This is a genomic window from Stenotrophomonas sp. GD04054, from assembly GCF_029836955.1.
GTDB classification, from domain to species: Bacteria; Pseudomonadota; Gammaproteobacteria; order Xanthomonadales; family Xanthomonadaceae; genus Stenotrophomonas; species Stenotrophomonas maltophilia_A.
Genome location: NZ_JAOECR010000054.1, coordinates 1 through 14,298 on the forward strand (window position 1 = coordinate 1; position 14,298 = coordinate 14,298).

At 67.7% G+C, this 14,298-nt stretch carries 14 protein-coding genes; 9 read left to right on the forward strand and 5 right to left on the reverse strand.

Annotated features, from left to right (window positions below):
* Window positions 1-366: 366 nt before the first annotated feature.
* Window positions 367-1,095: a response regulator gene (locus N7573_RS18820; protein ID WP_032129364.1), complete on the reverse strand. Its 729-nt coding sequence runs from the start codon at window positions 1,093-1,095 to the stop codon at window positions 367-369.
* Window positions 1,096-1,222: 127 nt separating this feature from the next.
* Here N7573_RS18820 and rlmD point away from each other — a divergent pair, with 127 nt between their 5' ends.
* From rlmD to N7573_RS18865, 9 genes are all read left to right on the forward strand, one after another.
* A complete protein-coding gene (gene rlmD, locus N7573_RS18825) occupies window positions 1,223-2,557 on the forward strand; it encodes a 23S rRNA (uracil(1939)-C(5))-methyltransferase RlmD (RefSeq protein ID WP_279913217.1) in 1,335 nt (444 codons plus the stop codon).
* 33 nt (window positions 2,558-2,590) lie between these two features.
* Window positions 2,591-3,076, forward strand: coding sequence for a CYTH domain-containing protein (locus N7573_RS18830; RefSeq protein ID WP_071229427.1), 486 nt, complete (start codon window positions 2,591-2,593; stop codon window positions 3,074-3,076).
* A 114-nt stretch (window positions 3,077-3,190) separates the two neighbouring features.
* Window positions 3,191-3,886 (forward strand): DsbA family oxidoreductase, encoded by a 696-nt coding sequence (locus N7573_RS18835; RefSeq protein WP_279913218.1) that lies wholly within the window; start codon window positions 3,191-3,193, stop codon window positions 3,884-3,886.
* Between the two features lie 163 nt (window positions 3,887-4,049).
* A complete protein-coding gene (nagZ, locus tag N7573_RS18840) occupies window positions 4,050-5,057 on the forward strand; it encodes a beta-N-acetylhexosaminidase (protein ID WP_032129343.1) in 1,008 nt (335 codons plus the stop codon).
* The gene (locus tag N7573_RS18845; RefSeq protein ID WP_005410592.1) at window positions 5,057-5,611 is read left to right on the forward strand and encodes a hypoxanthine-guanine phosphoribosyltransferase; all 555 of its coding nucleotides are present in this window, start codon (window positions 5,057-5,059) and stop codon (window positions 5,609-5,611) included. Before nagZ ends, N7573_RS18845 begins: the two co-directional genes overlap by 1 nt.
* A gap of 82 nt (window positions 5,612-5,693) precedes the next feature.
* Window positions 5,694-6,440, forward strand: a complete 747-nt coding sequence (locus N7573_RS18850) for an S-methyl-5'-thioinosine phosphorylase (RefSeq protein ID WP_010482830.1) — start codon at window positions 5,694-5,696, stop codon at window positions 6,438-6,440.
* Window positions 6,441-6,528: 88 nt separating this feature from the next.
* Entirely contained in the window at window positions 6,529-6,735 is a 207-nt protein-coding gene (locus N7573_RS18855) for a cold-shock protein (protein ID WP_005410590.1), read from the forward strand.
* Window positions 6,736-6,837: 102 nt separating this feature from the next.
* The gene (locus tag N7573_RS18860; RefSeq protein WP_279913219.1) at window positions 6,838-8,106 is read left to right on the forward strand and encodes an NAD(P)/FAD-dependent oxidoreductase; all 1,269 of its coding nucleotides are present in this window, start codon (window positions 6,838-6,840) and stop codon (window positions 8,104-8,106) included.
* A gap of 179 nt (window positions 8,107-8,285) precedes the next feature.
* Window positions 8,286-8,555 (forward strand): hypothetical protein, encoded by a 270-nt coding sequence (locus tag N7573_RS18865; protein WP_032129345.1) that lies wholly within the window; start codon window positions 8,286-8,288, stop codon window positions 8,553-8,555.
* Between the two features lies 1 nt (window position 8,556).
* On the opposite strand, the gene pdeM is transcribed toward N7573_RS18865, so the two are convergent.
* Genes pdeM through N7573_RS18885 form a run of 4 tightly spaced genes read right to left on the reverse strand, consistent with a single transcriptional unit; the run spans window position 8,557 to window position 14,246 of the window.
* Entirely contained in the window at window positions 8,557-9,198 is a 642-nt protein-coding gene (gene pdeM, locus N7573_RS18870; protein WP_032129346.1) for a ligase-associated DNA damage response endonuclease PdeM, read from the reverse strand.
* Window positions 9,188-11,647: a ligase-associated DNA damage response DEXH box helicase gene (locus tag N7573_RS18875; RefSeq protein ID WP_279913220.1), complete on the reverse strand. Its 2,460-nt coding sequence runs from the start codon at window positions 11,645-11,647 to the stop codon at window positions 9,188-9,190. The genes pdeM and N7573_RS18875 overlap by 11 nt, the downstream gene beginning before the upstream one ends.
* Window positions 11,644-13,251 (reverse strand): ATP-dependent DNA ligase, encoded by a 1,608-nt coding sequence (locus tag N7573_RS18880; protein WP_134951623.1) that lies wholly within the window; start codon window positions 13,249-13,251, stop codon window positions 11,644-11,646. Before N7573_RS18880 ends, N7573_RS18875 begins: the two co-directional genes overlap by 4 nt.
* The gene (locus N7573_RS18885; protein ID WP_134951622.1) at window positions 13,248-14,246 is read right to left on the reverse strand and encodes a ligase-associated DNA damage response exonuclease; all 999 of its coding nucleotides are present in this window, start codon (window positions 14,244-14,246) and stop codon (window positions 13,248-13,250) included. The genes N7573_RS18880 and N7573_RS18885 overlap by 4 nt, the downstream gene beginning before the upstream one ends.
* Window positions 14,247-14,298: the final 52 nt, after the last annotated feature.

Below are 14,298 nucleotides of genomic sequence, written 5' to 3' on the forward strand. Positions count from 1 at the left end.
GGACAGTTTCTCGCGAGCTGTCGGAATGGCACTCTGCTCTGGTGGGTGTCGACCCTGGTCGACACAGTAGAGCCACGCCATGCGTGGATGCGTTTCGATTTCAATTCGAAATATTTGATTCCGATTGAGATTCATCCACGCATGGCGTGGATCTACTGGCCACCGGCCAACTATCGAAGGCGGGGCACTGTGGGTTTGCGGGGTGTGAGCCGCATGGATGCGGCGACCAAGGCTACATGGACGTACTTGCGCCGTCCCCGCAAACCCACAGTGCCCCGCCATCCCACGGAATGCTGCTTTGGCCTTTGACGTTGCCCTGGCTTGAAGGCTTCGGCAGGTGCAGGGCGCAGCCCTGCCGAACAACCCTTAATGCAGCAGGGCAGCTACCGCGTCGCGGAATCCCGCCTGGGCCTGCCCGGACTCCGGCGCATGATGCAACTGGCGCACCGCCCGGCCCAACCGCGCCGCGCCCACGAAGCCACAGCTCGCCTGCAGCCGATGCAACTGGCTGCGCAGCTGGCGCTCGTCATGCTGGTCCACCGCCTGCTCGACCGCATCGCGTACGCCCGGCAGCTCGGCCAGGAACAGCTCGCGCAGCGCGATCAGGTGGTTGCGCTGGCCATTGAGCGCGGCCAGTGCCGCAGTCTCGTCCCAGTCCTGTACCTGCAGCTCGACCGCGGCCGGCGCCTGGGCCATGACGATCCCGGCCGGACTGTTGACCAGGGCGCGGCGCACCGCCTTCAGCAGCTGGTCGCGGCCCAGCGGCTTGACCAGCGTGTCGCTGAAACCGGCCTCGCGCAGGCGCGCATGGATCGAGGTATCGCCGTCGGCGGTATGCGCCAACGCCGGGGTGTCGGGATGTGAACGGCGCAGTTCGCGCAGCAGCTGCGCGCCGTTGCCGTCAGGCAGGTTGACGTCGATCAGCCACAGGTCATGCGCGCCGGGCTCGGCGCTGGCCAGGGCACTGGCCAATGAGTCTGCGGTGTCCACGTCCGCCGGTAACGTTTCCAACGCCGCCTTGAAAAAACCGCGGCTGATGATGTCGTCCTCGACAAGCAGGAAGCGGGGCCGGCTGGCCCGCGGGGTCATCTGCATCAGGGCTGCCTCCATGTCAGCTGTTGCAATCATCAAGCACAGCGGCGGCGGGCGCAAGCGGGTCCGGACCCTGCCGGTCAGGATCTGCGACAATACGCCCCCATTTTTGCCCGCAGCCTGTTGCCACGTGGCCCGATCCCGCTCCCGCATCGACCGTACCCCGTTCCAGACCGAGATCCTCGACCTCAGCCATGATGGTCGCGGTGTCGCCCGCCGTGAAGGCGAGGGCGGCAAGGTCACCTTCGTCAGCGGCGCCCTGCCGGGTGAGGTGGTCATGGCCGAACAGACCGCCCGCAGCCGCCATTTCGACGAAGCGCGTACGGTGGAAGTGCTGCAGGCCTCGCCGCAGCGCGTCACCCCGAAGTGCCCGCACTTCGGCACCTGCGCCGGCTGCGTGCTGCAGCACCTGGACGAAGACCAGCAGATTGTCGCCAAGCAGCGCGTGCTGATGGACAACCTGGAGCGCATCGGCCACGTGAAGCCGGGCACCGTGCTGGCGCCGCTGGTCGGTGAGAGCTGGGGCTACCGGCGCAAGGGTCGCTTCTCGGTGCGCCGGGTCGAAAAGAAGGACAAGACCCTGGTCGGCTTCCGTGAACAGGATCCGCGATTCGTCGCCGACCTCAGCCAGTGCCTGACCGTGATCCCCGAGATCGGCACCAAGGTCGAGGCGCTGTCCACCTTCATCGAATCGCTCGATGGCAAGCGTGACATCCCGCAGATCGAATTCATCGCTGGCGACCAGGCCGCGGTCCTGACCGTGCGCCACCTGCAGCCGCTCAGCGATGCCGACCGCGTGGCCTGGGCCGCCTTCGGCCAGCAGCATGGCTTCGTGATCTACCTGCAGTCCGGTGGCGTGGATACCGTGCAGCCGCTGGACGGGCAGGGCGTGCCGCTGTCGTTCCGTCTGGCGCCGTGGGATGTCGAACTGGCGTTCCGCCCGCTGGACTTCATCCAGGTCAATGCCAAGCTCAACGAGAAGATGATCGCCCACGCCCTGGACCTGCTGGAGCCGGGTGAGGACGAGCGTGTGCTGGACCTCTTCTGCGGCCTGGGCAACTTCACCCTGCCGCTGGCGCGCCGCGTGCGCGAAGTGGTCGGTGTGGAAGGTGATGCTGGCCTCGTCGCGCGGGCCCGTGAGAATGCCGAGCGCAACGGCCTGACCAACGCCCAGTTCTTCAGCGCCGACCTCACCCAGGACCAGCGCAGCACGCCGTGGATGCGCCAGGGCTTCGACAAGCTGCTCTTGGATCCGCCGCGCTCGGGCGCGATCGAAGTGCTGCAACAGCTGCCGCTGAAGCAGTTCAAGCGCATCGTCTACGTCAGCTGCCACCCGGGTTCGCTGGCACGCGATGCCGGCTATCTGGTCAACGAACAGGGCTTCACCTTGGTCAGTGCCGGTGCCATGGACATGTTCCCGCACACCGCACACGTGGAAAGCATCGCGGTATTCGAGAAGCGCTGATCGGCTGTCATGCCCATCGCGCATAATGGCGCGATGGGCATCGAAATCGAACGCAAATTCCTCGTCAGCAGTGATGGCTGGCGCACCGCCGCGCACCGGGTGATCCCGATGGCGCAGGGCTACATCAACGACATGGGCGCGCTCGATCGCGGCACCCAGAACGCTTCGGTGCGCGTGCGCATCGAAGGCGACCACGCCGCGCTGAACCTGAAGTCGCGAACCATCGGCCACACCCGCCAGGAGTTCGACTACCCGATTCCGGTGGACGATGCGCGCGCACTGCTGGCGCTGTGCGTGGGCGGCCTGATCGACAAGCGCCGCCATCTGGTCGAACACGCCGGCCTGACCTGGGAGGTGGACGAGTTCCTCGGCGACAACGCCGGCCTGGTGGTGGCTGAGGTTGAGCTGGACAGCGCTGACCAGACCATCGACCTGCCGGACTGGGTGGGTGCCGAAGTCACCGATGATGCCCGCTACTACAACGTTGCCCTGGCCAGCCACCCGTATTCAGAGTGGTGAAGCCGCCCAAAAGGGGACGGAGGGGATTAAGTCGTCTTTACCCCATCTGTGCGGGAAACGACTTAATCCCCTCCGTCCCCTTTTATCGAGGGTGTCGGCCCCCATGTGGAAAGGATGAGAATCGACATCTACTCCGACGTGGTCTGCCCCTGGTGCTGGATCGGCAAGCATCGTTTCCAGCAGGGCGTGCAGTTGCTGGGCGCCAACGCGCCTGAACTCGATATCCACTGGCAGCCGTTCCAGCTCGACCCGGATGCTGACGCCACCCCGGTGCCGCTGCGCGAGGCCTATGTGCGCAAGTTCGGCGGCGTCGAGCGTACCGAACAGATCCTCGGCCAGACCCAGACCACCGCGCGGGCCGAGGGCCTGCCGATGGACTTCAGCCAGGGCCAGGTGCGGGTGACCACGCTGCCGGCGCACCGGGTGTTGTGGCTGGCGGGCGAGCACGGCGTGCAGGATGCGGTGGGCGAAGCACTGTTCCGTGCCCACTTCGAGCACGGTCAGAACCTGGCGGACCCCTCGGTGCTGATCAAGTCGGGCGCGGCAGGCGGCCTCGACGCGGGTGAAATCACGCAGATGCTGGCCTCCGACCGCGGCTTGGCCGAGGTCGAAGCCAAGCTGGCGCAGGCTCATGCATTGGGCGTTTCTTCGGTGCCGACCTTCGTCATCGATGGGAAGTGGGCCATTTCCGGGGCGCAGCCCCCCGAGGCCTTCGCCAACGCCCTGCGCCAGATCGCCGCCGAGCAGGGCGCGCCTGCGGCCCCGGCTGACGGCGACGAGGCCTGCGGCCCGGACGGCTGCAAGGTCTGACCGGATCCGAAAAGGGGACGGAGGGAATTAAGACGTATCCAGCCCGTAGGGGCCGATTGCGGCTTAATCCCCTCCGTCCCCTTTTTCTGACCACTGCGCCTGTCGGCCGGTTCTGCGACAATGCGGCACTGCGCCATGCGGGCGCGCGTTGTGGAGATCGACCATGCTGCTGATCGGCGTCGCCGGCACCGAACTGACCGCCCAGGAACGTGACTGGCTGCAGCACGATGCCGTGGCCGGAGTGGTGCTGTTCAAGCGCAACTTCGCCTCGCGCCAGCAGGTGACCGATCTGAGCGCGGCGATCCGCGCTGCCGCGCCGCGCCCGCAGCTGATCTGCGTGGACCAGGAAGGTGGCCGCGTGCAGCGTTTCCGCGAGGGCTACAGCGAGTTGCCGCCACTGCAGGACATCGGGGCGATGTACGCCACCGACCCGCAGCAGGCGCTGGCCCTGGCCGAGCAGCACGCCTGGCTGATGGCCAGCGAAGTGCGCGCCAGCGGCCTGGACCTGAGCTTCGCGCCGGTGGTCGACCTTGGCCGTGGCAACCGCGCCATCGGCAACCGCGCCTTCAGTGAAGACCCGCAGGTGGTGGCCGCGTTCACCGCCGCCTACGTGCGCGGCATGCATGCGGTCGGCATGGCCGCCACGCTCAAGCATTTCCCCGGCCATGGCACCGTGCTGGAAGACACCCACGTGGATACCGCGATCGACCCGCGCGCGCTGGACGAGCTGCGCGCCCAGGACCTGGTCCCGTTCCAGGCCGGCATCGCCGCCGGTGCCGACGCGGTGATGATGGCGCACGTGATCTATCCGCAGGTGGCACCGGAACCGGCCGGCTATTCGCCGCGCTGGATCCAGGACATCCTGCGCGGCGAGCTCGGCTTCCGCGGCGTGGTGTTCTCCGATGACATCGGCATGGCCGCCTCGCACAGTGCGGGCGGCGTGCCGGCGCGCGTGCACGCGCATCTGGATGCCGGCTGCGACGTGGTGCTGGTCTGCCACCCGGAACTGGTCGATGAAGCCCTGCACGCCGTGCAGGGACGCTCCCTCAATACTGCTGCGCTGCTGGGCCTGCTGGGCCGCGGCGCGCTCGGCTGGGACGGCCTGCTGGCCGATGCCCGCCATGGCGACACCCAATCCCGTCTGCTTGAAACCCTTGGAAGAACCGTCTGATGCCCAACCTCACCATTTCCCAGGCCCTGGCCCAGGCTGACCTGCTGGTCGACCGCCCCACCATCGACAAGGCCATCGCTGGTATCGCCGACGCCATCGCGCGCGATTACAAGGGCGAGGTGCCGCTGTTCCTGTCCATCATGCACGGTGCGCTGCCGTTCGCCGGCCAGCTGGCGCTGGAACTGGGCGCGCGCGGCCAGGACGTGCAGTTCGATTACCTGCACGCCACCCGTTACCGCGGTGAAACCACCGGCGGCGACCTGGTCTGGAAGCACAAGCCGGCCACCTCGCTGTTCGGCCGCCGCGTGCTGCTGGTCGACGATATCCTCGACGAGGGCTACACCCTGCAGGGCGTGCGCACCTGGTGCCTGGAACAAGGCGCGACCGACGTGCGCATCGCCGCGATGACGGTGAAGAAGCACGACCGCGCGCTGCCGGACGTGACTGCCGACTACGCCGGCATCGAACTGCCGGACCGTTACGTGTTCGGCTTCGGCATGGACGTCAACGAAACCCTGCGCTGCGTGCCGGCCATCTACGCGATGAAGGAATAACGGCGCAGCCGCCCGCGGCGCGTCTTCTTCTGCCGCCGGCATCCTCGGGTGCCGGCGTTCGTCTTTTCATGGAGTGCTTCGAATGCAACAGATCGCCCTGGCCGTGATCGGCGGTACCGGTGTCTATAACCTGGCCAAGCTTGACGACGTGCAGACCCACGAGGTCGACACCCGCTTCGGCCGTCCGTCGGGCCCGGTGCGCGTTGGTACGCTGCTCGGCCATCGCGTGGCGTTCCTGGCGCGGCATGGCGAAGGCCATTCGCTGCCGCCGCACAAGATCAACTACCGCGCCAACCTGGCCGCGCTGCAGCAGCTGGGCGCGCAGCGCGTGCTGGCGTTGAACACGGTGGGGGGCATCACCGAACACTTTGGTCCGCGCGTGCTGGCCTGCCCGGACCAGATCATCGACTACACCTGGGGCCGCATCAGCACGATCTGTGAGGAAGAAGGCACCGACGTGGTCCACGTTGATTTCGGCCACCCGTACACACCAATGCTGCGCAGCAAGATCCTGGCTGCGGCCAAAGTGACCGGCGTCACGGTCCATGACGGTGGCTGCTACGGCGCAACACAGGGCCCGCGCCTGGAAACCATCGCTGAAATCGCCCGTATGCGCCGCGACGGCTGCGATCTGGTGGGCATGACCGGCATGCCGGAAGCCGCCCTGGCACGCGAGCTGGGGCTGGATTACGCCTGCCTGGCGATCATCGCCAACTGGGCTGCCGGCTGTGGTGATGGTGAGGAGATCACGATGGCCGAAGTGCTGGCCAACGTGCAGGCGGCCGGCAACGGACTTCCGGAACTGGTGGGCGAATTGGCACGGGGGTGATTGTCTTCCCCGAGCAAGCTTTGCATACTCAGCTTGTGCGCGGGTTCAGCGTACACCACCCATTCATTGCATAAGGTCTCGCATCACCATGCCGAACGGTACCGTCAAGTGGTTCAACGACGCCAAGGGATTTGGCTTCATCTCGCCGGAGGATGGCAGCGCCGACGTGTTCGCGCACTTCTCCGCCATCAACTCCAAGGGCTTCCGCAGCCTGCAGGAAGGCCAGCGTGTCACCTATGACGTGACCCAGGGCCCGAAGGGTGCCCAGGCTTCGAACATCACGCCGGCCGAGTGATCCACTCGACAGTGCGTTGAAAACCCCGCTTCGGCGGGGTTTTTTTTGCGCGGATTGCCCGCGACCCGCTCGCGATCCACCCGCCTCGGGCACAATGCGGCCATGACGGAACGAATGCGCATCGCCGTGATCGGCTACGGCACCGCTGGACAGGCAGTGTCCATCCTGCTCACCCGTGACGGCCACGAGGTGGAGATCTTCGAACGCGTGCCCACGCCGGGGCCGGTGGGTGCCGGTTTCCTGCTGCAGCCCAGCGGCCTGCAGGTACTGTGGCAGATGGGCCTGCTTGATTCCGTGCGCGCACATGCCGCGCCGGTGCACCGCCTGTATGGCGACACGCCGTGCGAGCGCGCTGTGATGGACATGCGCTACGAGGGACTGGATGCGCGCCTGCACGGCCTGGGCATGCAGCGCGGGGCCTTGTTCTCGCTGTTGGACGAGGCGCGCGCAGGCGAGGGCCAGCTGCATGCCGGTACCACCATTACCGAGGTGGATGCCGAACACGGCCGTCTGCGCGACAGCGACGGGCGCACGCATGGCCCGTTCGACCTGGTAGTGGTCGCCGATGGCGCCGCGTCGACGCTGCGCGGCACGATCGCCGGCGGTGCCGGGCTGGACCGCGTGTATCCGTGGGGGGCGCTGTGGTGCCTGCTGCCGGCCGAGGACTGGCCGCACGTGCAGGAGTTGCGGCAGCGTTACGTGGCCGCGCGCAAGATGATCGGACTGCTGCCGGTCGGCACGCGCCCGGGTGATGACACGCCGCGCCTGAGTTTCTTCTGGAGCCTGCCACGCGCCGACTTCGAACGCTGGCAGGCCGATGGCATGACGCCCTGGCTGGATGAACTGCATGCGCTGTGGCCGCAGGCCAGTGCGCGCTTCGCCCATCTGCGTGATGCCGGCCAGTTGGCGCGCGCAGTCTACCGTGATGCGGTGATGACGCGCTGGCACCACGGCCGCATGGTGCTGGCCGGTGATGCCGCGCATGCGATGAGCCCGCAGCTGGGGCAGGGCGTGAACATGGCGCTGCTCGATGCGCTGGCGCTGCGCGATGCGGTGCGCACCTACGGCGGCAGCACGGTCGCGCTGCAGGCCTACCAGGCGCAACGCAGGGCACACGTTGCGGTGTACCAGCGCTGGAGTCGTTGGCTGACGCCGCTGTTCCAGTCCGACCGCGACGCCTGGGCGAAGGCGCGTGACGTGCTGCTGGGCCCGATGGGGCGCCTGCCCGGTGGCCGTGGCCACATGCTGCGCGTGCTCAGTGGCACCCAGCACGGCTGGTTCGGTGCACTTGCACTGGATCCGGCGTTCGTCGACGCACTGGCCACTGCAGCGGAAATGCCTCGTATCAACGCGATTTCGGCCAATGCGTGAAGCGCGTCGTCACCTGAATTAACGGTTGCCTCACCGCCGATATGCGAGAAGTAGGTTGCACGCGAATGCGCGTCGCCCGTTTTCCTTTCCGTGATCAACATCGCGCGTGGCCCGGGCGGCGCTGCCGTTGCGGCCTGTTGCGGCCCGGATGTGCCGCTGATGTTGAAGAGGAGGACGCCATGTTGTTCGCGGTCGAGGAGCTGGAATCGGAAATCTGCAAGCTGCGCGGATTGCTGCAGATGCTGCACGAGGACCAGCCCGACGTACTGGAGGACGTGTTCGAGTTCCATGTCGGCAGCCTGATCAGTCATGCATCAGCGGAGCACCACGCGCGCATCCGCACCTGCGCGCAGGAAATGCTGGCGGCGATCCAGGCGTTGCCGCGACGACGTGAGGGCGACACGCCTGATTTCCAGTTGATGCCGCAGCTGGGCATTCGTCCGGCCTGATTCAAGCCACCGGCAGTTGCACCAGGCCGTTTTCCACGCAGGCGACCCTTTGCTCGCCGCGGGCGGGCACGGGCACGATGCCGGCAGTGAACGCGGAGAAGGCCGGCAGCACCGTCATCCGCTCACGCAGCCAGAACGCGGGGAAGCGCCGTCGCAATGGCGGCAAGGCTACCTGCGGATGCAGATGCCCGGCGATCACATGCAGCTCTGCATCGGGCATCGGCTCATGGCGAAGCAGGAACGGCTGCAGCCGTACTTCATCGTGGATCTGTACCTGCAACTGAGCATGCGGCAGCTGGCGGTCGTGATTGCCGCGCAGGACATGCACGTCCAGCGAAGCATTGCGTTCGCGCCATGCCAGCCATTGCTGGTACCACGCAGCGCGATGCGCCGGTCCATGCAGGATGTCACCCAGGATCCACAGCTCGCGACAGGCATGCCTGTCCAGCAGTCCCTGCAGGCGTTGCAGGTCTTCGCCGGTGCCGCCGCTGGGCAATGCGATGCCGGCGCGGCGGAATACATCGGCCTTGCCCAGGTGCAGGTCGGCGATCAACAGCGCCTGCCGCGCGGGCCAGTACAGCGCACGCGCGCCAAGCAGAATCAGCGATTCGCCGGCGCGCAGCAGCGGCAGTTCATCGGCCATGGCGGCGCTCCAGCTGCTGGGCCGCACGTTGCACGCGGGTGCGCCAGTCCTCGTTGCTGAACTGCCCGCGCTGGCGTTCGGCCCATAACGGGAAGCCCAGTGGCGTGAGTGATGTCGGGTGCTGCACGGAGAGGGCCTGCATGCCGATCCTTGCCAGGACCTGCTGTAGTCCCGGCAGATCCAGGCTGTCGTGCAGCACTTCGCGTTCGGCCAATGCCAATAGCAGGTGGCCGGGGTCATGCTCGCGCAGTACGTCGTAGAGCAGGCCTGCCGAGGCCTGCAGCTGGCGCAGCGATCGCGGCATACCGCCGGGCAGGCTGGGGACCAGCAGGCCCGCTACGCGTGCGATGCCACGGAACTGGCGGCGCGCCAGCTCGCCCAGGTTCACCGCGGCACGCAGATCGTCCAGCAGCTGATCGGCGGTGAACAATGCTCGCCATTGCGCCGCATCCAGTTCGATCGCCTGCGCCGGTGCCAGCACCAGGCCATGATCGTTCACCGCGTAGCCGATGCTGTTGCGCTGCCGGCGGGTACAGCGCAGTGCCAGCAAGGCGGCCAGCGCCTCGTGCACGTGACGGCCGGCAAAAGGGTAGACGAACAGGAACTGGCCGTCGCGGCGCCGCACCTCTTCCACCAGCAGATGCTCTGGGCCGGGAAGCGCCGACAACTGCTGCTGCAGTGCCAGCAAGGAGGACAACCAGCGTGATTCGGCACTGTCGTCGGCGCCGGACAGTACCCACTCCAGCTCGCGGCCGAGCGGCATCGACAGTGGCAACTGGCCTCCCTGCCAGCGCGGCACCACACCATCACCGCGCCCTCGTGCCAGCCGCACGAAGGCGGTCATGTCGCGCAGCTGCACCAGTTCCAGCAGGCGCCCGGCGAACTGGAAACGGTCGCCGCGACGCAGGCGGCTGGCGAACTGTTCCTCCACGGCACCCAGGCCACCACCGCGCAGGAACTGCACGCGCACGCTGCCATCGCTGCTGATGGTGCCGATCGACAGCCGATGGCGCAGTACCTGGCGGCGATCGTGCATCCGGTAGTAGCCGTCGGCATCACGCACGACCTTGTGGAAATCGGGGTACTGGGCCAGGGCCTGGCCACCCTGCACGATGAACGTCAGCACGGCCTGCCACTGGTCTTCGCCGAGCGACGCAAAGGCATGGGTACGCCGTACCTGCGCCAGCAGCGCATCGCTGTCGAAGCCACCGGCCAGCGCGCGGCTGACCGCATGCTGGGCCAGCACATCCAGCGACAGCGTCGGCGGCCTGCGCGCTTCGACCACGCCTTGGGCCAATGCACGGCGCACCGCGGCGTATTCGGCCAGCTCCAGCGCATGGCTGGGCACGCACAGGATGGAACCGCTGGCACCCGGGCGGTGACGCGCACGTCCCGCGCGTTGGCGCAGGCGGGCCACGCCCTTCGGGCTGCCCAGCTGCAGTACCTGCTCAACCTCGGGGAAGTCCACGCCGAGGTCGAGGCTGGAGGTGGCAACCACGCAGCGCAGCGCGCCCGCGCGCAGGCCATCCTCGACCTGCTGGCGCAGCGCTGGATCCAGCGAGCCGTGGTGCAGCGCAAGCGTGTCCGGGGCTTCCGGCCAGACCGCGGCCAGCGCCTGATGCCACAGTTCTGCCTGCGCACGGGTGTTGGTGAACAACAGGCTGCTGCGTGCCCGCATCAACGCGTCCAGCACCCGCGGCAGCTGCGCCAGGCCCAGATGCCCGGCCCACGGAAAACGTTCGCCGGGTTCCGGCAGCAGGCTGCGCACGCTGATCGCGCGCGGGCGCACGCCCTGCACGATCGGCGCGTCGGGCTGCCCGGGCAGCAGCACGTCGCGCGCCTCATCCAGGTTGCCCAGCGTGGCCGAAAGCCCCCACAGCTGCACTGCAGGCGCAGCATCGCGCAACACCGCCAGGTTCAACTGCAGCAGCACACCGCGCTTGTTGCCCAGCAGCTCATGCCATTCGTCCACCACCACGCAGCGCAGCTGGCGCATGCGCGGCAACGTATCCGGATAGCTCAGCAGCAGCGCCAGTGATTCGGGCGTGGTGACCAGTACGTCGATGCGGCCTTCGCGGGCCTGGCGCCGCTCGCGGTTGCTGGCGTAACCGCTGCGCAGGCCGACACGCCATCCCAGTCCCAAGCCGTCGACGACGGCCTGGAGCGCGCGTGCGGTATCACTGGCCAACGCGCGCAAGGGCGTTACCCACAGCACCTGCAATGGGCGCACCGCACTGGCGCGGCGGGGCGAGGGCGGTGGATCGATCAGCGCCTGCAGCAACGGCCCGCCGAACATCGCCAGCGTCTTGCCGCTGCCCGTGGGCGTATGCAGCAACCCGGATTCGCCGGCCAGGTAGTGGCGCCACATCGCGCGCTGGAAAGGCAGTGAGCGCCAGCCGCGTGCCGCGAACCAGTCTTCCAGCCGGCGCAGTGCCTGGCTGCGGGTCATCGCGCCAGCGCCTGCAGGCTGGCCAGCTGATCGGCCTCGCTGGCAGGCTTGTCGTGGCGCCAGCGCAGGATGCGCGGAAAGCGCACGGCGATCCCCGATTTGTGCCGGCTGCTGCGGTTGACCGCTTCGAAACCCAGCTCGAACACCTGTTCGGCGCGTACGCTGCGCACCGGCCCGAAACGCTCGCGGGTGTTGGCGCGGATCCAGCGGTCAAGCGCGAGGATCTCCTTGTCGTCCAAGCCCGAATACGCCTTGGCCACCGGCACCAGCGTGTCGCCGTCCCAGACGCCGAAGGTGTAGTCGGTGTACAGCGTGCTGCGCCGCCCATGGCCAGCCTGTGCGTACAAGAGCACCGCATCGATGGTGAGCGGATCGACCTTCCATTTCCACCAGTCACCGCGGCGTCGCCCAGCCAGGTAGGGCGAGCCGCGTCGTTTCAGCATCAGCCCTTCCACGCCACGTTCGCGTGCCACATCGCGCATCGCCGCCGCCTGCGCCCAGTCGACGGCGGCAACGTCGGGCGACAGCTGGATCCGCACATCGTCCAATGCGCCGATGACCGCGGCAAGCCGCGTACGCCGTTCCTGCAACGGCAGCTCACGCAGATCCGCGCCATCGTGCTCCAGCAGGTCATAGGCGAGCACGCGTACCGGCGTGTTGCGCAGAGTCGCTGCTCCTGGCTTGCGACGCTGGATGCGGGTCTGCAGGGCGGTGAATGCGCGCGGCAGGTTGGCGGTTTCGTCCCAGGCCAGCAGCTCTCCGTCCAGCACGCAGCCCTCCGGCAACGCCATCGCGGCGTGCTCGATCTCGGGGAAGCGGCCATCCAGTCGTTCCTCGCCACGGGACCACAGCGCGACTTCGCCACGCCGGCGCAGCAGCTGCAGGCGTATGCCATCCCATTTCCATTCCAGCAGCCAGTCGTCGATCGCGCCGAGGCGTTCGGCAGGATCGCCTTCTAGAGGGGAGGCGAGGAAGAAGGGGTAGGGCTGCTGGCGGTCGGACGGCAGCTCGTCCGGTGACAGCAGTTGAGCCAGCAGCCCGGGCGAGGGGACCCACTCGCCGAGCATGCGCTGGGCGATGCGTGCGATGTCCAGGCTGGACCATTCCGCCAGTGCCTGCTGTACCAGTCGCTGCGAAACGCCAACGCGCAGGGCGCCGGTCAGCAGCTTGTTGAACACCAGGCGTTCGCTGCTGCACAGCTGCCGCCACCCGGCGACGACCGCAGCGCGGCGTACTGTCTCGGGTTGGTTGGCCACGGCCAGCAGATGCTGTTCGATCCAATCAGCCAACGGGCGGTCGGCGGCTGGCTGCGATGGATCATCCAGCAGCAGGGTCAGCGTTTCGGCCAGGTCACCCACCTGTGCATAGCTGTCTTCCACCAACCAGGGGGGCAAGCCGGATTCTTCGGCAATCCAGCCGCGCAGTTCGCCGCTGGCGGCGATCTTCCGGCGTGCACCGCCCACCTTGCCGCCGCTGAGCAGGTACAGCGCCCACGCCGCATCATGCGCACGCGCGTGGCGGAAGTAGTCGACCAGCGCCGCACGCTTGTCCAGTGTCGCGGTGCTGCGGTCCAGGCGCTGGTAGAGCGCAGCGAAGGCCTTCATTCCTCGCTCCCGAAATCGGTGCGGAAGGCTTCGGCAGCCACGCCGCGCTCGCGCAGGAACGGAATCAACGCATCGGTATTGCCATGGGTAGCGATCACCCGCTGCGCGCCCGTCTGTTCGATGGTCTGCAGCAGTGCTGGCCAATCGGCGTGATCGGAAATGACGAAACCGCGATCGACATTGCGGCGCCGCCGATTGCCGCGCAGCTGCATCCAGCCGGATGCGAAGCCCAGCTGGTGGCGGCCGAAGCGGCGCATCCAGGGCGTGCCCGCAGCCGACGGCGGCGCGAGGATCAGCTGGCCGGCGGCATCAGGCTGGCGGCCCTGCTCGGCCACGGTGAGCGTCTCCAGCATCGGCACCCCGGCCTGCCGGTACACCGCCACGCCATTGGCGATGGCGCCGTGCAGCCAGGCTGGTCGATCGTCCAGCGGCAGCAGCTCGGCCAGCACCCGCTGTGCCTTGCCCAATGCGTAGCACAGCAGGATCGCGGCTTCGCCACGTTGTTCGCATTCGCGGCGCCACGCCACGATCTCTGCAGCCACCGCCGGCGTGTCCGGCCAGCGGTAGATCGGCAGTGCGAACGTAGCTTCAGTGATGAAGGTATCGCAGGGCACCACTTCGAACGGTGTGCAGGTGGGATCAGGCTGTCGCTTGTAGTCGCCGGAGGCTACCCATACCTGCTGCCCGTCGTCGATGCGTACCTGTGACGAACCGAGCACGTGGCCGGCCGGATGCAGCGATATCTGCACCTGCCCCAGGCGGAACGGCACACCCTCGGCATGCCCCTGCACCGGCACGTCACCCAGGCGCCAGCGCAGGATCGGCAGGCTGCCTTCGCTGCAGTGGTACTCCCCCATGCCCGGGCGGGCATGGTCGCCGTGGCCATGGGTGATGACCGCGCGCGCTACCGGTCGCCACGGGTCGATATGGAAATCGCCGGCGGCGCAGTACAGCCCCTCCGGGCGCAGCACCACCAGATCGTCGTTGCCTGCCATGCGGTCACTGTGGCCTGCGTCTCGTGCAGAGGGTGAGAACCGGCCTGAACAC